Origin of the sequence: Tundrisphaera lichenicola, from assembly GCF_051175385.1 — a bacterium.
Taxonomy (GTDB): Bacteria; Planctomycetota; Planctomycetia; order Isosphaerales; family Isosphaeraceae; genus Tundrisphaera; species Tundrisphaera lichenicola.
Genome location: NZ_CP195106.1, coordinates 7,028,127 through 7,048,167 on the forward strand (window position 1 = coordinate 7,028,127; position 20,041 = coordinate 7,048,167).

Here is a 20,041-nt window from a genome sequence, read left to right on the forward strand (position 1 = left end):
CGCATTAATGGATGGCGCGACCATGAATTTTGTGAATTTGTTTGTGAAGTGCTCCGGTTCGGGTACGATCCAAGCTAGCCGACTCGCGAGGTCCGGCCCAACCTTTCTCGCCGTTTCGACTCGATCCTGTTTCGACCACGGGGCCAAGCTCCGGCCTGGCAACCCCGGGGTCCTGGGACTTTCGGGGTCTGCCTCCGGAACGGGCACGCCCAGGGAGGTCGGTGCGATGACACGTATTGACGGGGCTGCCGCGTATTCGATCGCCGCGGTCTCAAAATTGACCGGAGTCAGTTGCCACGCCCTGCGGGTCTGGGAGCGTCGGTACGGATTTCCGATCCCGATGCGTTCGGACTCGGGACATCGAAGATACACCCAGGAGCAGGTCGGCGTACTCCGGGTCCTGGCGAGGCTCGGGAAGAGCGGCCGACCGATCGGGGAGTTGATCTCGGAGTATCAGGCGGGTCGGCTGGACCTCCGACTGGCGGTCGACTCGAAAATCGAGGAGAAGACCTCCTCGATCCCGCTGGTGGACATCCTGTTCTCGGGCAACCTGACGGAGGCCGAGATACTCCTGGATCGGCTGGCTCATCGGTTGGGCCCGCTCGAACAGATCGAGCGGATCTTCGAGCCGGCGTTAATCGAGATCGGCGAGCGTTGGTTCCGCGGCGAATGTGAGGTCTTCCAGGAACATTGCTCGGTCGGCCTGATCATGCTTCGCCTGGGCCGCCTGCTCGAGCAGGCCCGACGGGCCAACCATTCGCCCGAGCGAAAGGCCCTGGTCGGGACCGTGAAGGGAGATCGCCACGAAGGCGGCGTCCTGATGGTGAGCCTGGCACTGGAGTTGGCCGGTTGGAGGGCCATCCCGATGGGTTGCGACATGCCGGTCTCGGAGTACGCCAAGGCCGCCGACGCCTGGCAGCCCGACGCGATCGCGGTCTCATTCGTCCTGTCCCGGAATATCAACAAGCGCTTCCAGGAACTCGCGAAGATCCGGGGCCTGCCCATCTTCGTCGGCGGGCGAAGCATCGTCAATCACCAGGGCCTGGCGCGTCGATACGGACTGATCCCGCTGACGGGCGCGCTCACGCTGGGCTCATCGATTCTCCACTCCGAGTTCGATCAATGGCAGAAGAAGAAGGGCTGCGCAGCGACCCCGGCCATGGCATGAGGGTCGACGAAAAAAGCGACGTCGTCCGTCTCCGGGCGGCGTCGCTGCAGTTCGAACCGGGGCGGGCCGGCCGAGGCCGACCCTCCGCTCGAACGGGATCAATAAGCCTGAGGAGCCGCCTTGACCGGGGCCTGAGGGGCCGGGGCGACCTTGGCGGGAGCCTGAGGGGCGGGCAGCACCTTGGCCGGGGCCTGAGGGGCCGGGGCGACCTTGGTCGGGGCCTGCGGGGCCGGCATCACCTTGGCGGGAGCCTGCGGGGCCGGCATCACCTTGGCCGGGGCGGGCAGCACCTTGGTCGGGGCCTGCGGGGCGGGCAGCACCTTGGCCGGGGCCTGAGGGGCCGGGGCGACCTTGGTCGGGGCCTGCGGGGCCGGCATCACCTTGGCGGGAGCCTGCGGGGCCGGCATCACCTTGGCCGGGGCGGGCAGCACCTTGGTCGGGGCCTGCGGGGCGGGCATCACCTTGGCGGGAGCCTGCGGGGCCGGCATCACCTTGGCCGGGGCGGGCAGCACCTTGGTCGGGGCCTGCGGCGCGGGCATCACCTTGGCGGGAGCCTGCGGGGCCGGCATCACCTTGGCCGGGGCGGGCAGCACCTTGGTCGGGGCCTGCGGCGCGGGCATCACCTTGGCGGGAGCCTGCGGGGCCGGCATCACCTTGGCCGGGGCGGGCAGCACCTTGGTCGGGGCCTGCGGCGCGGGCATCACCTTGGCGGGAGCCTGCGGGGCCGGCATCACCTTGGCCGGGGCCTGGGCAGCGGGAAGCACCTTAGCTGGCGCTTGAGCCGACTGCCCGACGCCGCCCATGGCAAAAATCAAAACCAGGCTGGTCATCGCGATGTCCTCTGTGGATTGGTAGGGTAATCCGACGGATCGATCGATCGTGTGGGCTCTTAAACTGATATCCCTGATGGTTCGGCTCGGTCGGACCCGGACGAATTATCCGATCGCCATCGCCAACACCACCGACCCCGCCGGGGAGCCGCCCTTATGCATCTAAAGACGACACAAGAGGGCGGGGAGATCCCCGACACGCAACGGGAACCCGTCTCACGTTGGCCTCGGGCCGGCGGCGGAAGCTTGCAGTTATCCATCATGGACAACTGCTCGCTCCACCCCAGGGGTGGCCGTGATTATCTATCGGCAACTGGTGCCGCGGCGCTCACGTCACTTTGCGAAAACCGAGAAATGACGACCTTGGCGGATTTTAGGGGAAATGGCGTATTGCCGTAGGATGGCGAAGAACTCGTGCGGTTTTGGGTCCATCTCGAGTCGCGCCCTTGCCGAACCTTGGGGAGTAACCACCAGGGATGGAGGTCTCCCCCCGATTCCGGCCACGAGGGCCCGACGAGGGATGGAGGTCAGCGGTGGGCGTCTTGTGGCAACGGAAATCGGGAGGCAGCATGCGTATCGGCATCAGGCTCGTTGGCGCGGTGGCGGGGGCCGCGATCGTCGCGATGACGGCGACATTCGCCCTTGGGGCGGCCAGCGAGGAGGTGAAGCATGTCCCACTGGGGGGCTCGCTGACGGGGCAACAGGGAGACCGATACTTCGGGGTCTACGTCCCGACCCGGTTCGGCGGCGTCCTGACGATCAAGGCGTCCTCGGGCACCGTCGAGGAGATCGTCGGTCCGGACGGGAAGACGCGGAAGAATGGGGAAGAGGTCGGAACCGACCAGCAGGGGTGGTACCGCTTCAAGGTGGGTCAAGTCGAACCAGATTCTCGCTACACCGTCGAGACCAGCTTCGTCCAGTTGGGCCTGAGCAAGCGGCTTCCCTGGAACTTCTACTACTGGCCCACCAAGGCCGACGCGATCCACGAGCCCTGGGCCGGGGGGAACGGCCGGGTCGACACCATGCAACCCCTGGGCGATGACCAGATGGTCGCCTCTCCCGGCGGCTACATCGCCCCGGGTCAGGACATCATCCGCGCCGGGCCGAATGGCCTGCTGGAGACCCCCGCCTCCCCCGGCGACACCATCACCTGGTTCCCTAACCTCTATGATGACTTGACCTTCCGGGGTGCCGACGGGACCATCTACGCCACCCCCTCGCCGATGCTCAAGTACGACCAGATCTTCGGGTCCACAGCGAGGAACTGGGAGGCGGCCAACAGCCAGAATCAGGACATCCAGCGCTGGCCGGGCCACTGCCTGGGCGGAGCCGTCGCCTCGATCATGCTCGAGGAGCCGATCCCGGCCCCCGGCTCGGGGTTCACCCAGGACGAGTTGAAGTCGCTCTGGGCCGAGTCCGGCGAAAACCACTACAACCATCAGATCGGCGACTACGCCAACGAGATCCCCCCCGGGCCGCCCCGGCCCGGCTTCGACGCCACCGACGCCCACGCCCCCCGGTTCCACAACATGCTGGAGACCCACATCCGGGGGAACCGGCAGAACCTCCTGGGCAACCTCCGCGCCTTCCCGCCCCGGGGGACCGTCAACGAAGTCTGGAACCACGGGATCGGCAAATTCATCGCCACCTACCACGCCATCCCCGGCAAGGGCGAGCGCTCGGTCCGGCTCGAGGTGGAGGTCTACGCCAACTCCGGATCGAACCTCAACAACGAAGACCCCAAGCCCCGGATGGTCAAGTACGAGTACACCCTGGTCTATGGGCTCGACGGCAAGATCGACCTGACCAACGCCTTCCCCTCCGACTGGATCTCGGTCGGCGGCGAGGGTCAATTCTGCCCGCTCAACATCCTCGAGGTCGTCTCGACCCGATGGCAGGGGCACAACCCCTACATCACCGAGGCCAACATCCGGTCGATCGACATGGCCAACGGCGGATCGGGCGGCCGGTTCGCCCGGACCACCGCGCCGACCTGGAGGCCCGTCAACTCCTATGAGGCGGGACGAGCCCCGCTGTTCGCCTCGGGCAACAACCGGATCGGCGACGCCTCGGCCGCCTCGCCTCGCCGGGGACTCTTCCGACTCTTCGGGGGCCGCTGACCGATCTCCATCCCTCATTCACCGCTGGGCCACCCCGGCCCGGGACTCGCCCACTCCGGGCGATCCCGGGCCGGCCCCCATGTTCGGGCCTGGGCCGATCCCACGAGTCCGAGGGCTTGCCCCTCGAATCTTCACCCGACCGGCCGGGTCCCCGATTTCGGAATTTCCGTCACCGCCGTTCAAGTTCGCCGTGCGACCTGGCCGATTAGTAAAACTGGGTGGACAATGCTCGTCGAAATCGACCTGCCTTTCTCCGCGACCCCGGTCAAAACTGATTTCCGCCGACCCATCGCGCCGAGCCCGGCGAACGAGGGGCTTGAGCCATGATTGCTAACCAAAACACGACGACGCTGCCGACCCCGACCCGACGACGGTCGGGGCATGCCGTGCCGGTCCTGATCCAGATCCCACGCATCGCCGAGACGCGGTCCTCTCGACGACCGGCCCGCCGGCGTCGGCTCCGACGCGAGGTCCGGTTCGCGGGATTCGTGATCCTGGCACTCCTGCCGATCTCGCTGGTGTTCGCCTCATTCGGCTTCGACCGGCTTCCCCACCTGGCGGCGTCGAGCCTGAAGATCTCCGCCGAGCCGGAATCGTTGACGATCCCCGAGGCTCCCTCGGTCTCTCTTTCGCTGGAGCCGGTCTCGTCGAACCCCCGAGAGCTGGAGTCTCGAGTCTTCCTCCCGGGGATCTTGCTCCCCGCCGAGTCGATCGAGGAGGACGGCGATGGGGGACATTGATCAAGCCCTGGCCCGGGCCTACGCCCGACGGGGGACCCCCGAGGCCCCGATGGTCCCGCCTCCTCACTTCCCGATCGAGCCCCCAGTCCGGTCGACCCCGCCCTCGACGGTCCTGGAGTGGCCCTCGACCGTCCGGGCCCTGGAGCGTGAGCACGGCGACCGCTTCGAGCACCTGGCCGATGCCCTGATCGCCGCCCGGGACCAGCAGCTCCTCAAGGTCCTCCTGTTCACCAGTTGCCACCGATCCGAGGGGCGGACCACCCTGGTCCTCACCCTGGCCCGGGCCCTGGCCCGACGCCCCGGCCGGACCTTGCTGGTCGACGCCGATCTCTCGGGCCCGATGCTCGCCCGACTCCTGGGCCTGAGGCCCCGCCTGGGACTCGACGACGTGATCGAGGAGGGGGTAGCGGCGACCGAGGCCGTGATCGAAGCCCCCGACGATCACCTCTCGATCCTCCCGCTCCGGGCCGCCGTGAGTCGACCTCGCGAGTTCCTCTCCAGCCCCGCCTGGCCGACCGCCATGGCCCGTCTTCGCCGGGACTTCGACCTCGTCCTGGTCGACGGCGGCCCCCTGTTCGCCGGCCTGAGCCATCCGCCGCTCCCCCGAGGGATGGACGCGGCGATCCTGGTCCACAACCGATCCCTGACCGGGGCCAAGGCGGTCGTCCGGGCCAGGGAGGCCCTGGATGGCGGGGGGATTCCGCTCCTGGGCCTGGCCGAGACGTTCGTCTGATGGGTCGAGGATTCGAAACGAGCCGATCCCCCTCTCCACCCCGGGAGAGGGTGGCCGAAGGCCGGATGAGGGTCCCCTTCGATTCGCCGGGAATGAAACACCCTCACCCCAACCCTCTCCCGGGGGGAGAGGGAGCCAGAAACCCCTCTCCCCCGGGAGAGAGTCTCCTCCGATCCACATGGCCATCTTGCCATGAACTTGCACTCTGAATCGTGAGTCTCATCCGCCGGTCAGGAGGACCGCCGATGTATGAAGAACATTTCGGCCTCCGACCCCGCCCGTTCGGCGCCCCTTCGAGCCTGCCGGCTCACGTGGCGCTGCCGAGTCGCGATGCGGTCCTTCGACGACTCCGCTACGGCCTGGAGCACGGTCGAGGCCCGGCCCTACTGTTCGGCCCGCCCGGCACGGGCAAGACGCTCATGGCCCGCTCGGTTGCGCACGAGCTGGGCGGGCGGGCGGTCCACCTGGCCTTCCCGGCGATGCCCGCCGCCGACCTGATGGCCTACCTGGCCGATGAACTGGCCGCCCCCGACCCCACCCTGAGCGGCCTCGGAGGATCGGTCCGGAGGCTCCGGGCCTGCCTCGCCTCGTCCGCGATGAAGGGGGAACGTCCCCTCCTGATCGTCGACGAAGCCCACCTGATCGACGACCCCTCGACGTTCGAGACCCTCCGGCTCCTCCTGAACTTCGCGACCCTGGGCCCGCCGGACCTGGCCCTGCTGATCGTCGGAGGACCCGAGGTCCTCCTGAGGCTCCCCCGAGCCTTGACCGACCGCCTGACCGCCCGGTGCCTTCTCAGCCCGCTGACGCTCGAAGAGTCGTCCGCCTACGTCCTGGGACGCCTGCAAATCGCCGGGGCCACCTCGCCCCTGTTCGACCCCGACTCGCTGGCCGAGTTGCACCGATCGGCCGACGGCCTACCTCGGAGGCTCGACCGACTGGCCGACCTCGCCCTCCTGATCGCCTACGCCCAGGAAGCCCCCCAACCCGACCTCGCCACCGCCCGAGCCGCCGCCCGCGAGGCGAATCTCGACGCCCTGGCCGCCTGAAACGGTCCTCAACAGGGGCACTGCCGCGAGGTCATTCGAGTACCCATTCGGCCCGAAGCTCGGTCACGTCCGAAGCGTCGAAGGTCATTGATGAATCCGGATCTCGTGGTTCGACAGCGTCTCGAACCCGTCGGCCGTGATCCGATAATTGCGCTCGAACCTCATCCCTCCGACTCCCTCTTCGTAGAGGCCCGGTTCGAGGGTGACGACGTCGCCTTCCACCAGAACCTCATCGCTCCCCGGCACGAAATAGGGAGGCTCGGGGTGGCCGAGTCCGATCCCGTGGCCGCTGTGGTGCGGGAAGAGTTCGAGGAGGCCGAGCGACCGGAAATGGTCGCGGATGGCGGAGTCGACGCCTTGGGCGTTCGTGCCAGGTTTCAAATGGGCCTCGGCGGCTCTCATCGCCCCGACGCAAGCCTCGAACAGCTCGACCTGGCGAGGGGTCGGCTTCCCCCCGACGGCGAAGGTGTTGGTGAAGTCGCTCCGGTAGCCGTCGACGATGACCGAGAAATCGAGCAGGAGGAGGTCGCCGGGCTCGATCACCCGCGAGGTCGGCGGGCCTCCCTTGTCGGTGGCGGTCCGAGGCCCGGAGGCGAAATCGCCGTAGACGATCACGCGCTCGCCCAATTCCGTCATCGCGGCGTTCTGGACCAGGAGATAGGCATCCAGCTCGGTCATCCCGGGCTTGATCCCGGCCAGGGCGGCGGCCTGCGCGGCCTCTCCGGCACGCATGGCGAGCTTCAGGGTCTCGACCTCGTCGGCATCCTTCGATCGTCGCATCGGGCGGATCAAGGGGGAGATGTCGACGACCTCCAGGCCGGGTCGGGCGGCCCGGAGCCCTTCGAGGACCCCGGCGGGGACGGCCGACAGCTCGACCCCGACCTTCTTCCCTTCGACCTTCGCCAGCCGAGCCAGCGCCGATTCGACGAGTTGAACCTGGCGGGGCCGGGTTCCTTTCGAACCGTCGTACCAGACCGGAGCGACAACCTCGTCAACGTGGGCCTGGTCGAGGAAGGGGCCGAGCAGGTTGTCGGCGACCAGGGTCGCCCGGTCCGGCTCCAGGATCAGGAGGCTTGAGGATTCGGCGGTCCGGAACTCGAACGGCGAGGCGACGTATCCGGCGAAGTAATTCAGGTGTGCCGGGTCGCCCACGATCAGGAAGTCGCAGGGGGAGGGCAGGGCCTCGAAGAGTCGTTTCCGTCGCGCGGCGCATCCCTCGGCGGTTAGCATCGGTCAAGGTTCCTGGGCGGCTGGTGGCTTGCGGACGCATCCCGCAATCCAGTCCATGATCGAAAGTGATTCCTCCCTCTCCCCCCGGGAGAGGGCCGGGGTGAGGGTCCGTCGCCCGATCTGATGCCTCCCGGGAAGCGGCCGTGACGGAACGCCCTCACCCCGACCCTCTCCCAGGGGGAGAGGGAGGAGGAAATGCGGATCTCAGCTCAGCGTTGAACTCGGGCCGAACCGCCCTTGGCGAAGGCCTCGACCTCGGGGAGTTTGGCCATGGTGGTGTCGCCGGGGAAGGTGGTCAGCAAGGCCCCGTGGGCCCAGCCGAGCTTGAGGGCTTCCTCGGGGGCCTTGCCGGCGAGGAGCCCGTAGATCAGGCCCGCCGCGAAGCCGTCGCCGCCGCCGATCCGGTCGATCACGTCGAGTTGGGTCGTCGGGCTGACGTAGTTCTGGCCGTCGAGGTGGAGGACGGCGGCCCAGTCGTGGCGGTTGGTCGAGTGGACCTCGCGGAGAGTGGTCGCCACGCACTTGACGTTGGGGTGGTTGGCCCGGACCTGCTCGATCATCTTGAAGAAGCTCTCGGGGTCGAGCTTCGACTTGCTGTGGACATCCTGGCCCTTGAGCCCGAGGCCCATCTGCAAATCTTCCTCGTTACCGACCAGCGCGTCGACATGCTCGACGATCTTGCGGATGGTCTCGACGCCCTTCTGCGGGCCGCCGACCGAGGCCCAGAGCTTGGCCCGGTAGTTCAGGTCGAACGAGGTGATCGCCCCGGCGGCCTTGGCGGCCTTCATCCCCTCGATGATGACCTCGGAGGTCGTCTCCGAGAGGGCGGCGAAGATCCCGCCGGAGTGGAACCACTTCACGCCCTTGGCGAAGATCCCCTTCCAGTCGAAGTCGCCGGGCTTGAGCAAGGCCCCGGCCTCGTTGCAGCGGTTGTAGAAGACGACCGGCGGGCGGACGCCCTGGCCTCGGTCGCTGTAGACGGTGGCGATGTTGGGGCCTCGGACGCCGTCGTGCTCGAACCACTTGTAGAAGGGCTTCACGCCCATCTCCCGGACCCGGCCCTGCACCAGCTCGCCGATCCCGTAATTGACCATCGCCGTGGCCACGCCGGTGTTCAGCCCGAAGCAGTCGGCCAGGTTGGCGGCGACGTTGTACTCGCCGCCCGAGACGTGGATCTCGAGCGACCTAGCCTTGCGGAACGGGATCACGCCGGGATCGAGCCGGTGGACCAGGGCCCCCAGGGCGAGGAAGTCCAGCTCGCAAGGATCCTTGCGCACGTCTAAGCCGCTCATGGAAACTCCCAATCGTCGATGATCTAGTGAGGAGGGAAGGACGGAAAGACCCGGCGTCGTCGGCCCACCGAAGACAAGTCCGCCGGGCATCCCCTCCGGACGCCGACGGACGATCTCAGAACAATAAAATATCCACTCAGGCCGCGACAAGCGAGATCCGAGAGGCGAGCCGTGGCGTTCCGGGGTCAAGCCGCGATGAAGAAAACGGAAGGAGGGTCATCGAAGGCCCTCCCTGGCCCGATCCTCGGGGAGTCGTCTCATCCTGGGACGGACGACGGGGAGGTCGGGTCCTCGCAGAGGTCGCGGAGTCGGTCGGTCATGGTTACTCCTCGGATCGAATCCCAGATCGAACCTCGGATGTAGATATGCCAGACGTAGATGAGGTCGAAGAAGACCACCGCCAGCCACCAGAGATAGAGAAAAGCCAGGCCGGAGAGGAGGACTTGCCAGACCGGCCCCCGCTCCGGGTTTTCTCGGTCGGGAGCGGCGATCCCGTGGATCACGAGCCCGAGGATGATCAAGAACCCTGGGACGATCAACGTCCGGGTGCCCAGACCCGGCCGGGTCGCGCTCAGGACCATCGCGACCAGCACCAGGATGCCCGCGAGTGCCATCAATCCGAGGACCGGGCTGGTATAATGGCCGGCCAGGCCCTGGACCCATCCCGCCAGGTCCTGCGACCCGGCGACCGCGAACTCCCGGGAATCGGCGATGGTCGGCTGACCCGCGACAGGTCCCGCTCCGGCGAACATCCGAGTGAACGATCCGAGGAATTCCCTCGTGTCCTTGGTCGCGACCAGGGGATAAGCCGCGACTCCGGCCAGGAAGATCACATAGGCCGTGATCATGGCCCGCCACGACCGGCTCAGCCGGGGCACGCGAGCGGCCACGGTGATCCCCATCAAGAGCAGCGAGATCCCCACGACATCCCGGGAGATGTGCCTCATCTCGCCAACCTCCACGTCCGGCTGGCCGGCCACATGCTTCCACCCCTCGGGATAGAGGAAGCCGTGGACTCCCCGGGTCATGAACCAGACGGCGGCCATCAGCAGGAGCAAGGGGATCAGATAAGGAACGACCCGGGTGAAGAACCCGACCCCCCATCGGCTTTCGGGCGGCTTCCGGTAACGTTCGTCGAGGCCCGGCTCGCTCGACGGCGAGTTGGCGGTCTCCTCGACGACCGTCTTGATGAAGTGGCCGAAGACCTCGTCGTCCCCCCAGTAGTCGCCGTGCGCCTTGCCCGGGAAGAGATAGCGGCTGAAGATGATCTCGTGGCGCCCCGGATCGTGCGCGTCGAACTTCTCGAACTCCAGGACGTCGCCCCAGCGATTCTTCCGGATCCACTCTCCGGTCGACTTGAGCCGGTAGGCGATCGGGTCGCCGAAATCGAGGTAGTTCCTCCACTTGATCCGATCTTCGGGCCGCTCCGGCTTCCACCGGTACAACGGCTTCGCCTCGCCGGTGGCCGGGTCCTGGGTCGCCTGGTACTGCCGGTTGAAGAGTTCCGGCCAGAGGATCATGTGCTCCTCGATCGGCGACCCGATGGTCATCAGCCCCTTGACCTGCTTGATCCAGCCGAACTGCTCCTCGTGGCCCTCCGCCGCGGGTTGATACTCCCGGAAGGCCTGCAAGAGGGCGAGGAACGAGACGACGGTCCCTTCGCTGTGGGCCACCACGTAGATATCAGCGTCGCCGTTGGCCTGGCGAATCTTGTCCATGATCGCGTGGAACTGGGCCAGGAGCTTGACGCGCTGGACCTCGAAGTCGGTCACCACCTGGACATCGCCGAGGAACGAGTCGAGGAGATCCTTGAGCTGGAACTTGAAGGAGCTCACCTTGCCGGCCAGCGAAAGCACGCGATCCAGGACGGCAACCCCCTCGATAATCTCGCCGATCACCTGCTCGAGCATCTGATAGTCGCGGGCCTTGGCCGCTTTCTGACGCTCGTCGGAAGTGCTCTTTTCGACCCGGTCGCGCATCCGGATCCGGGCGACCAGGGTCGCCGCCCACTTCTTGGCCTCTTCGAGCGAGTGACCTTCCTTCTGGACCTCGCGAGGGATGTCGGCCCAGTAGATCTCGGCGAAGCCCACGTCCTTGAATCGGGCCGGGTAGGGGGGGGACTCCACGAAGAGGAAGCCGCTCCGCTCGGTCCGCTCGGAGTGGAAACTCCCCAGCGGGATCGAGGTCGGCGATCCGGAGCACAGGCCAAGCTGGCTGGCCACGTGCTGGATCGTCTCGAACTGGCTCTGGTCGCCGATCCCGTGCACCGCGACGTAGACCCGCTTGATCTTCTTGAGGGAGGCATCCACCACCCGATCGACCTTGGCCTCGGCCTTCGCGACCGCCTTCTCGACGGTCGCAACATCCTTGGGTACATCGCCGGTCGGGTCATGGCGCACTTCGGTCGCGTTGCTCATCGCATACCCCTTCGCACGATTCGGCATCGACACAACGGGAGCCGACGGGTGGCCACATGCGACCCGCCGGTTCCCGAGGTTCAATTGAACACGTGCGGCAGCCCCATGTCCAAAAGAAAGCCGATGCGAGGCGGGAGTTGGCGAGAGCTCAGTCGGTTGGCGGACGCCCGATCTCCCAGTGGTGTCCGAAGGGATCCACCACCCGCCCCACACGCCAGCCGTGCTCCTCGGCGACGGGGTAGACCACGGAGGCCCCCGCCTCGATCGCCCGATCGAAGGCGGCGTCCGGATCCGGCACGGTCAGGATCATCCGGACCGTGCCCCCACCGAGGGTCTCGGGGCTGAAATTCCCATGCTCGGGCGACTCGGCGGACACCCAGAACTCCGACCCATCGACGGAAAGTCGCGCCACCACGCTTTCCCCGGGGATCTCCAGGCGGTAGACCTCGACCGCCCCGAAGGCCGACTTGTAGAATTCCGCGGCTCGATCGCTGTCCCGGACCGAGAGCCAGGGCGCGATCGAGCGAGGGGACGCGGGGATCGACTCGGGTTTCATCGTCGGGGTCCCCTCGCGGTCGGGCGGGTCAGTGGCCGGCGATGTCGACGAAGACCTTCAAGGCTTCCTTGTCTTCCAGCATCGGCATGATCTGGGCGTAGTTGTCGAGCCCGGCGATGGGGTGGGTGAGGATCCGGTTGGTCACGCCGGGATAGGTATGCTCGCCCATCGAGAGGGCCTGGATGCCCAGCTCGAAGTGGCGGCGGTTGCCATTGACGCTGGAGACCAGGAGCTTGTTGCCGAGGACCCATTCGAGGTTGATCTTGGCCCCGTCGACCGTCACGTCGTGCTGGCCGCCGGTGATGCTGGTCCAGATCAGGGCCCCGTTGTGCGCCAGGACCTCCATCGCTCGGAAGCAGACCTCGGCGTTGCCGGTGGCCTCGAAGATGAGGTCGGGCTTGCCGACTTGTTTGGCCAGGTCGGCCATCGGGGTCTGCTTGGTGCTGACGTACGTCGCGCCATACGACTCGACGATCTCGGACTTCAGGTGCGGGCCGGGGCGGGTGGCCAGGGTGAAGACCTCCATCCCCCGGAGCCGGAGCATCATCGTGGCCAGCAGGCCGATCTGCCCGGCCCCCAGGACGAACGCCCGCTTGGGCTCCCAGACCTGGAGCCGCTGCTGGGCCAGGTACGCCTGCTCGATCGCCTTGGCGCAGACGCTGGCCGGCTCGGCCAGGACGCCGATGTGGCGGAGGTTCTGCGGGACCTTCACCATGAACTCGGCATCATCGACGAAAGACTCGGTCATGTAGCCATGACAGAGGTTGATCCCGCGTTCGTAATAGACTTCCTCGCTGGTCACGTCGTTCCGGCCGATCAGGTCGAAGAGCGACCCCCCGGGACGTCGGACGGTGCACGAGACGTAGTCGCCGGGGCGAAGCTCGGTCACCTTCTCGCCGACCTCGACCACCTGGCCGAAGCTCTCGTGGCCGATCACCAGGAAGTCGCCGCCGGGCGGGGCGTTCCCGTAGAGGGCCTCGTTGATCTCGCGGTCGGTGGCGTCGACCCCGACCTGGAGGGCCCGGACCCGCACGGCGCGCCCTTCGGGGATCACACAAACATGAGGATGGGGCTGGTCATTCAGCCTCGGCTCGGGGATCTCGCGCTCGTGGACGCTGTTCTTCTTTCCGGGCAGGACGGCAACGGCTTTCATCCGGGGCTCGACTCGTCAAGTGGAGAGGACGCGGGCTCCCGCCTCGGGAAACCGTCGATGTTCCGATTCTATCCGCCACCCTCTCCGATCGCCACGGATCGTTCGAGAGGGTGGCTTGGCGAAGTCTTCCGGCCTTGCTAGCATCAGTTTTGAGGAGGGCGTTCACGATGACCATTCATTTGCCCGAGGACCTGGAAAACTCGATCCGGGCCGAGGTCGATCGCGGCCAATTCGCATCGATGGACGAAGCGATCGCGGAAGCCGCTCGCTTGCTACTCAGGGAAATCGAGAAAAAAAACGCCCACATGCCCGCTTCGTCGGATCGATCTGCAAACCAGGATCCGGTCCTCGGCGCGATGCGAGAAGGCGCCGAGGAGCTGGACGAGATCGTGTCGGACGCGATGAAGCGACGAAGTGAAGGATCGCGGGCAGTTGGAACGCGCCGGGACACCTAGCGGCATCGCTGATCCGATGATCGCAGACATCGCGTTGCAACTTCGGATGGAAACCACGGGCTTCGACAAAGAAGAAGAGGCCGGGAAACCACGCCAGAAGCGTGGTCGCCAGCCTCAAGATCGTCAACTCTCGATCAGATCCAGGCGGAGAGGCACGCTCAGGCGTTCGCGGCCTTGCGGCCCTTCTTCCGGAGCCAGAGGCCTCCGACGACCGAGGCCATCCCGACCATGGCCAGGCTGGAGGGCTCGGGGACCGACGGGGCCTGGACGTCCACGCTGAAGGTATGGTTGTCGCTCTCGAAGATGCTCCCGATCGACGTCCCGTTCGAGAAGACGATCCGGTCGAACTTGTCGCCCGCGCCCTGGGCGAAGAAGTTGATGAAGACGTAAGGCTCGCCGGTGTTCCGGCCGGCGGGAGCGTTGGGATTGCTATAGTAGGCCGACGACAGCGACGAAAGGACCGTGCTAGCCGTGTCGAACACCCCCACCGACGTCGAACCGTTGAAGAATTCGAGCTTGTTGTCCCGGTCGGCCGCCGACCACCACATCCCGAAGTAAGCCTGGGGCGTGCTCAGCGACAAGGTCGCCGCTTGTCCCGCCTGGATCCCCAGGTAATTCCCGACCCCGCCCGCCCCGCCGTACTGGTCGGCCGGCAGGATGAAGAAGTCGCCGGCATAAGTCGCCGTTAGCGAGGCCGAGGGCGTGAACGTCGCCATCGACTGATAGCCGGTGCTCGACGAATTGAAATTGATCACGGTGGTGTTCGAGGCGGAAGACGACTGCACGCCCGGCCCTTCGACCGTGGTGATGATCCCGGCCCGGCTGGTCGCGGGGAGGATCAGGGCCAGCACAAGGGCCGCGAGGCTGGAATTTCGGGGCGATAGCGACATGGTGACTTTCGGTTATCGATTCGAGCGGAGGGCACCTCGACGACGAAGCACCCGGAACGAGACCAATCCTAGAAAGGCACCAACATGGCCTTCAATGGCGATGAGAAAAGGCGTCAGCGACGATCTTCCAGGGCATCGAGCGCTGCGCAAAAAACACATCCTGAACTCTGCATCGCATCATCCGAAGCCACTCGAACCGGTACGAATCGCCGCTCGATGCCTCGGCCTGAGTGGCCCGACCATCCCGAGTTCCGGGTCGGAACAAGCTCGATTCGCCTCGAATCCGGCAATCCGAAATTTCGCCAGGTTTCTCCAACGACTCAGCACAAACACCACCTCAAGCAGAACCAACAAAAAGCTTTACACCAAACCCATTCGCCATCACCGGGCCAACACCCGAAAACACTCCCTTCAATTTTCCGGGTGACAAACGGCCCGACATTCGCCATCCTCGAACAACCGGGCCTGCATCGCCGCGCGGGGGTCGTGCGGCGTCGCCCTCCGAAGAATCCCTCCGAGGCACCACGATGCACCTCCGTTTGCGCCTTCGAACGCTCATCCCGCTGCTCCTGACGTTCGCGTCCTGGCCCGCCTCGGGGGCCGACTGGAAGGCGGCCGATGGCCCGTTGATGACCCGTTGGGCCAAGGAGGTCGGGCCTGACAATGCCCTGCCCGAGTACCCCCGGCCGCAGATGGTCCGGACCGACTGGAAGAATCTGAACGGCCTCTGGCAGCTCTCGTTCGGCAAGGAGGGGGACTCGCCGCCGATCGGCAAGGACCTCGACCAGCAGATCCTGGTGCCTTTCCCGGTCGAGTCGGCCCTCTCGGGCGTGATGAAGCATTCGGACCGGCTCTGGTACCGCCGGACCTTCGAGGTCCCCAAGGAGTGGGAGGGCCGCCGGGTCCTCCTGCACTTCGGCGCGGTCGACTGGGAAGCGACCGTCTTCGTCAACGGCCAGGAGCTGGGCACCCACAAGGGGGGCTACGACGGATTCCGCTTCGACATCACCGACGCCTTGAAGCCCGACGCCGCCAACGAGGTGATCGTCCGGGTCTTCGACCCGACCGACGCCGGGACCCAGCCCCGGGGAAAGCAGGTCCTCAAGCCCGGCGGGATCTACTACACGCCGACCACCGGGATCTGGCAGACCGTCTGGATCGAGCCGGTCGCCCCGACGCACATCGAGAGCCTGAAGCTATCGACCGACCTGGCCCTGAACACGGTCTCGGTCGCCCCGTTCGGCCTGAACGACCGGGACGACCGGAATGCCCCGATCGAGCGGACGGTCACCGCGACCGTCTTCGATGGCGAGCGCGAGCTGGTCCAGACCACCGGCCTGGGCGAGTCGATGCCCTTGAAGATCCCCGAGCCCAAGCTCTGGACGCCCGAGACCCCGTTCCTCTACGGCCTCAAGGTGGAGGTCAAGGAGGGCGGCAAGGTCGTCGACGCGGTCGGCAGCTACTTCGGGATGCGGTCGATCGAGGTCTCCCCGGACGAGAAGGAGGTCAATCGGATCAAGCTCAACGGCAAGCCGATCTTCCAGGTCGGGCCGCTCGACCAGGGGTTCTGGCCCGACGGGCTGTACACCGCGCCGACCGACGAGGCCCTGCGGTATGACATCGAGATCACCAAGAAGTTCGGCTACAACATGACCCGCAAGCATGTGAAGGTCGAGCCCGCTCGCTGGTATTACTGGTGCGACAAGCTGGGCCTCCTGGTCTGGCAGGACATGCCCTCGGGCGACCGGTCGATCAACCCCGACCAGCCCGACATCGTCCGGACCCCCGAGTCGGCCCACCAGTACGAGGTCGAGCTGAAGGCGATGATCGACGGCCTCCGGAACCATCCGAGCATCATCACCTGGGTCACCTTCAACGAAGGCTGGGGCCAGTTCGACACCAAACGGATCGCCGAGTGGGCCGAGAGCTACGACCCGACCCGGCTGGTCGACGCCGTCAGCGGCTGGGCCGACCGGGCCGGGGTGGGCGACATGCACGACCTCCACAACTATCCCCGACCCGCCGCACCCCCGCTGGAGCCCAGGCGAGCGGGAGTCCTCGGCGAGTTCGGCGGCCTGGCCCTCGGGGTCGACGGCCACACCTGGCAGAAGGAAATCTGGGGCTACCAGGGCACGGCCAGCGCCGACGAGCTGACCCGCAAGTACGAGCGGCTCCTCCGCGAAGGATGGGACATGAAGGACGCCCAGGGCCTGAACGCCCTGGTCTACACCCAGATCACCGACGTCGAGACCGAGGCCAACGGGCTCCTGACGTATGATCGCGCGATCATCAAGCTCGACATCGAGCGGGCCGCCGCCGTGAACCGGGGCGACGTCTCGAAGATCCCCGTCCCGTACACGGTCGTCCCCACATCCAGGGAAAACGGCCTGGCCTGGCGCTACTCGACCGAGAAGCCCTCGGCCAACTGGGCCGCGACCGACTTCGACGACGCTTCCTGGAAGCAAGGCCCCGGAGTCCTCGGGACCGAGGGAACCCCCGGAGCCCGGGTCCGCACGACCTGGAACACCCCCGACGTCTACGCCCGCCGAACCTTCGACCTTCCCGAGATCAACCCCGCCTACCTCCTGCTGAACGTCCTGCACGACGAGGACGCCGAGATCTACCTCAACGGGGTCCTCGCGGCCTCCGTCAAGGGGTACACCAGCAGTTATGACGAAATCCCGATCTCGCCCGAGGCCCGGGCCACCCTCAAGCCCGGCAAGAACCTCTTCGCCGTCCACTGCCACCAGACCGCGGGCGGCCAGTCGATCGACGTGGGCTTGATCGAGCTGAAGGCCGCGGCTCGCTGATTCTCGGGAAAGAACGGGACGGTCGGAGACGCGCAGACTTGATCTCCCTACAATAGATGGCCCAGCCCGGCCGACCGTGCTGGGCCATCGGTCTGCGCCAGCGAAAGAGGGGACTGTCCGTGGAGTCGATCAGCGTCTTCGACATCTTCAAGATCGGCGTCGGGCCTTCCAGCTCTCACACGATGGGCCCCTGGCGGGCGGCCCAGCAGTTCGTGGCGATCCTCCGGGATCGGGGCGAGCTGGACCGGGTGCGTTCGGTCCGCGTGGACCTGTTCGGCTCGCTGGCCAAGACGGGGAAGGGGCACGGGACGGATATCGCGGTCCTGATGGGCCTGATCGGCGAGGACCCCGTGACCTGCGACGTCTCGGCCATCCACCCCACGGTGGCCAGGATCCGGGCGGAACGTCGGTTGGTCCTGGGGGGCCTCCAGGACGTGACCTTCGACTTCAAGTCCGACCTCCTGTTCCACTTCGACGAGTCGCTGCCGTTCCACCCGAACGGCCTGCGGTTTTCGGCCTCGATGGAGGACGGGGCCGGCCACTCCGAGACGTTCTACTCGATCGGCGGCGGGTTCGTGATCCGCGAAGGGAATACCGAGGCCGGCGGGCGGTTGGTACGGCTGCCGATGCCGATCGAGACCCCCGCCGAACTCGTGGGGCACTGCCGGGCTCATGGCTTGACGATCCCCCAGGTTGTCCGGGCGAATGAACGATCCTGGAGGGACGATCGGGCGATCTCCGACCAGCTCGGCCAGATCTGGGACGCGATGCGCCGGTGCATCTTCCGGGGGGTCCAGGTCGAGGGGATCCTGCCGGGCGGCCTGGGGGTGGTCCGGCGGGCCTCGGCCATGAGCCGGGCTCGGCTCGGAGATCGCCCGTTCGCCGATGTCGAGGAATGGGTCGCCGCGATCCGGGCGGGGGGGCGCGAGTTCCGCGAGATCCTCGGCTGGGTGAGCTGCTTCGCCCTGGCCGTCAACGAAGAGAACGCCGCCTTCGGCCGGGTGGTGACCGCCCCCACCAACGGCGCGGCGGGGGTGATCCCGGCCGTGCTCCTGTACGCCATCTGCTTCTGCGACATCGACACATCAGCGATCGAAGACTTCTTGCTAACGGCGGGCGAGATCGGCAGCCTGTTCAAGAAGGGGGCGACCCTCTCGGCCGCGATGGGGGGATGCCAGGCCGAGATCGGCGTCTCCAGCGCGATGGCGGCCTCGGGGCTCTGCCAGGTCTCGGGCGGCTCGGTCGATCAGGTGTTGATGGCCGCCGAGATCGCCATGGAACACCACCTCGGCCTGACCTGCGACCCCGTCGGCGGCCTGGTCCAGGTCCCCTGCATCGAGCGGAACACCATGGGCGCGATCAAGGCCATCACCGCCTGCAACATCGCGATGGGCAGCGACCCCAAGAACGCCCGGGTCACGCTGGACGCCGTGATCCGGTCGATGTGGGCCACGGCCCAGGACATGAACACCAAATACAAGGAAACGTCCGAAGGCGGGCTCGCCATCCAGATCCCGGTCAACTTGACCGAATGCTGATCAGGGTTCCTCAGGAATGTCGATTCGATCACTTCTCCGTTCCTGGCTCGGTCGGGAGTCCTTGAGGTAGGCAAGGGGTCCCCTCCGACGCTCGCCTAAACTCCAACCTTCATCCCCGTCAACTCCTCGCTCAGTTCCCAGAGCCGGCGGGCGGCGGCCTCGTCGTGGGTGGGCTTGGAGGACGGGATCGGCTTCTCCTTGGCGAAGTACTTGCCGGTGACCCCGGTGGCCTGGGGCGAGGAAGCCAGGTGAATCGAGGTCTTGGCCCCTTCGTCGGGGGTGATGGCGAAGAGGCTGGCGAATCGCCGCATCATCCAGCCCATCGCGCCGTTGCCCTCGGTGAAGTTGGAGGCGACGAAGCCGGGGTGGAGGGCGTTGGCGGTCACGCCGGTCCCCGAGAGTCGCCGGGCCAGCTCGTAGGTGAACAGGATGTTGGCGAACTTCGACTGGCCGTAGGCGTGCCATCCCCCGTATTTCTTCCGGCCCTGGGGATCGTCGAAGTCGACCTTCGAGACCATCCGGTGGGCCTCCGAGGCGACGTTCACCACACGGGCGGGGGCCCCTTCCTTGAGGGGGTCAAGCAAAAGGTTGGTCAGGAGGAAATAGCCCAGGTGGTTCAGGGCGAAGGTCATCTCGATCCCGTCGACGCTCTCCCGACGCTTGCTGAACATCGCCCCGGCGTTGTTCAGGAGGACGTCGATCCGGGGGTAGCGGGCCTGGACCTCCTCGGCGAGCCTCCGGACCTCGGCCTGCGCGGAGAGGTCGGCGACGAGGGATTCGACGTCGGGGTTGCCGGTCTCCCGGCGGATCGACTCGACGGTCGACTTGCAGCGCTCGGGGCTCCGCCCGATCACGACCACCGACGCCCCCCGGCGTGCCAGCTCCCGGGCGGCGATCCGGCCGATCCCCGCGGTCGCCCCGGTCACCAGGCAGGTCTTGCCGCCCATCGACTTCTCGGAATCCGGATTGGCCATGTCATCCCCGATCGAAGGACCTTCGGGCTCCCGACGCGCGTCGGGCGGCCCCGATCGAATGTTGTAGGCGATCCGGAGCGGTCTCC

Annotated in this window: 16 protein-coding genes; 8 read left to right on the forward strand and 8 right to left on the reverse strand. The window is 66.7% G+C overall.

Translation table 11 applies throughout. From position 1 onward, the window contains the following. Positions 1-226: 226 nt before the first annotated feature. Positions 227-1,168, forward strand: a complete 942-nt coding sequence (locus tag P12x_RS27855) for a MerR family transcriptional regulator (RefSeq protein ID WP_435008341.1) — start codon at positions 227-229, stop codon at positions 1,166-1,168. 98 nt (positions 1,169-1,266) lie between these two features. Here P12x_RS27855 and P12x_RS27860 read toward each other — a convergent pair whose 3' ends face one another. Next, positions 1,267-1,998, reverse strand: coding sequence for a hypothetical protein (locus P12x_RS27860; RefSeq protein WP_435008342.1), 732 nt, complete (start codon positions 1,996-1,998; stop codon positions 1,267-1,269). A gap of 569 nt (positions 1,999-2,567) precedes the next feature. Between P12x_RS27860 and P12x_RS27865 the strand changes: the two genes are divergently transcribed. The 4 genes from P12x_RS27865 to P12x_RS27880 all read left to right on the forward strand — a co-directional run bounded on the left by P12x_RS27865 (position 2,568) and on the right by P12x_RS27880 (position 6,640). Beyond that, positions 2,568-4,118 (forward strand): hypothetical protein, encoded by a 1,551-nt coding sequence (locus tag P12x_RS27865; RefSeq protein WP_435008343.1) that lies wholly within the window; start codon positions 2,568-2,570, stop codon positions 4,116-4,118. A gap of 323 nt (positions 4,119-4,441) precedes the next feature. Beyond that, positions 4,442-4,858, forward strand: coding sequence for a hypothetical protein (locus tag P12x_RS27870; RefSeq protein WP_435008344.1), 417 nt, complete (start codon positions 4,442-4,444; stop codon positions 4,856-4,858). Beyond that, positions 4,845-5,591, forward strand: coding sequence for a CpsD/CapB family tyrosine-protein kinase (locus P12x_RS27875; RefSeq protein WP_435008345.1), 747 nt, complete (start codon positions 4,845-4,847; stop codon positions 5,589-5,591). The genes P12x_RS27870 and P12x_RS27875 overlap by 14 nt, the downstream gene beginning before the upstream one ends. Positions 5,592-5,836: 245 nt before the next feature. Further along, positions 5,837-6,640, forward strand: coding sequence for an ExeA family protein (locus P12x_RS27880; RefSeq protein WP_435008346.1), 804 nt, complete (start codon positions 5,837-5,839; stop codon positions 6,638-6,640). An 84-nt stretch (positions 6,641-6,724) separates the two neighbouring features. On the opposite strand, the gene P12x_RS27885 is transcribed toward P12x_RS27880, so the two are convergent. The 5 genes from P12x_RS27885 to P12x_RS27905 all read right to left on the reverse strand — a co-directional run bounded on the left by P12x_RS27885 (position 6,725) and on the right by P12x_RS27905 (position 13,288). Next, positions 6,725-7,870 (reverse strand): M24 family metallopeptidase, encoded by a 1,146-nt coding sequence (locus tag P12x_RS27885; protein WP_435008347.1) that lies wholly within the window; start codon positions 7,868-7,870, stop codon positions 6,725-6,727. 209 nt (positions 7,871-8,079) lie between these two features. Continuing rightward, positions 8,080-9,162 carry a PfkB family carbohydrate kinase gene (locus P12x_RS27890; RefSeq protein ID WP_435008348.1) on the reverse strand — a complete coding sequence of 361 codons (1,083 nt, stop codon included), beginning with the start codon at positions 9,160-9,162 and terminating at the stop codon, positions 8,080-8,082. A gap of 257 nt (positions 9,163-9,419) precedes the next feature. Then, positions 9,420-11,579 carry a hypothetical protein gene (locus P12x_RS27895; protein WP_435008349.1) on the reverse strand — a complete coding sequence of 720 codons (2,160 nt, stop codon included), beginning with the start codon at positions 11,577-11,579 and terminating at the stop codon, positions 9,420-9,422. Between the two features lie 148 nt (positions 11,580-11,727). Then, on the reverse strand, positions 11,728-12,135 hold the full coding sequence (locus P12x_RS27900; protein WP_435008350.1) for a VOC family protein: 408 nt from the start codon (positions 12,133-12,135) through the stop codon (positions 11,728-11,730). A 28-nt stretch (positions 12,136-12,163) separates the two neighbouring features. After that, positions 12,164-13,288, reverse strand: coding sequence for a glucose 1-dehydrogenase (locus tag P12x_RS27905; protein ID WP_435008352.1), 1,125 nt, complete (start codon positions 13,286-13,288; stop codon positions 12,164-12,166). Positions 13,289-13,467: 179 nt separating this feature from the next. Between P12x_RS27905 and P12x_RS27910 the strand changes: the two genes are divergently transcribed. After that, a complete protein-coding gene (locus P12x_RS27910) occupies positions 13,468-13,743 on the forward strand; it encodes a hypothetical protein (RefSeq protein WP_435008353.1) in 276 nt (91 codons plus the stop codon). A 158-nt stretch (positions 13,744-13,901) separates the two neighbouring features. Here the strand turns inward: P12x_RS27910 and P12x_RS27915 are convergent, their stop codons facing one another. After that, the gene (locus tag P12x_RS27915) at positions 13,902-14,633 is read right to left on the reverse strand and encodes a PEP-CTERM sorting domain-containing protein (RefSeq protein ID WP_435008354.1); all 732 of its coding nucleotides are present in this window, start codon (positions 14,631-14,633) and stop codon (positions 13,902-13,904) included. Between the two features lie 527 nt (positions 14,634-15,160). Between P12x_RS27915 and P12x_RS27920 the strand changes: the two genes are divergently transcribed. Both P12x_RS27920 and P12x_RS27925 read left to right on the forward strand, forming a co-directional pair. Beyond that, positions 15,161-17,443, forward strand: coding sequence for a sugar-binding domain-containing protein (locus P12x_RS27920; RefSeq protein WP_435008356.1), 2,283 nt, complete (start codon positions 15,161-15,163; stop codon positions 17,441-17,443). A gap of 113 nt (positions 17,444-17,556) precedes the next feature. Then, a complete protein-coding gene (locus tag P12x_RS27925) occupies positions 17,557-18,981 on the forward strand; it encodes an L-serine ammonia-lyase (protein WP_435011740.1) in 1,425 nt (474 codons plus the stop codon). Between the two features lie 95 nt (positions 18,982-19,076). Here the strand turns inward: P12x_RS27925 and P12x_RS27930 are convergent, their stop codons facing one another. Then, positions 19,077-19,955 (reverse strand): SDR family oxidoreductase, encoded by an 879-nt coding sequence (locus P12x_RS27930; protein WP_435008357.1) that lies wholly within the window; start codon positions 19,953-19,955, stop codon positions 19,077-19,079. Between the last annotated feature and the right edge of the window lie 86 nt (positions 19,956-20,041).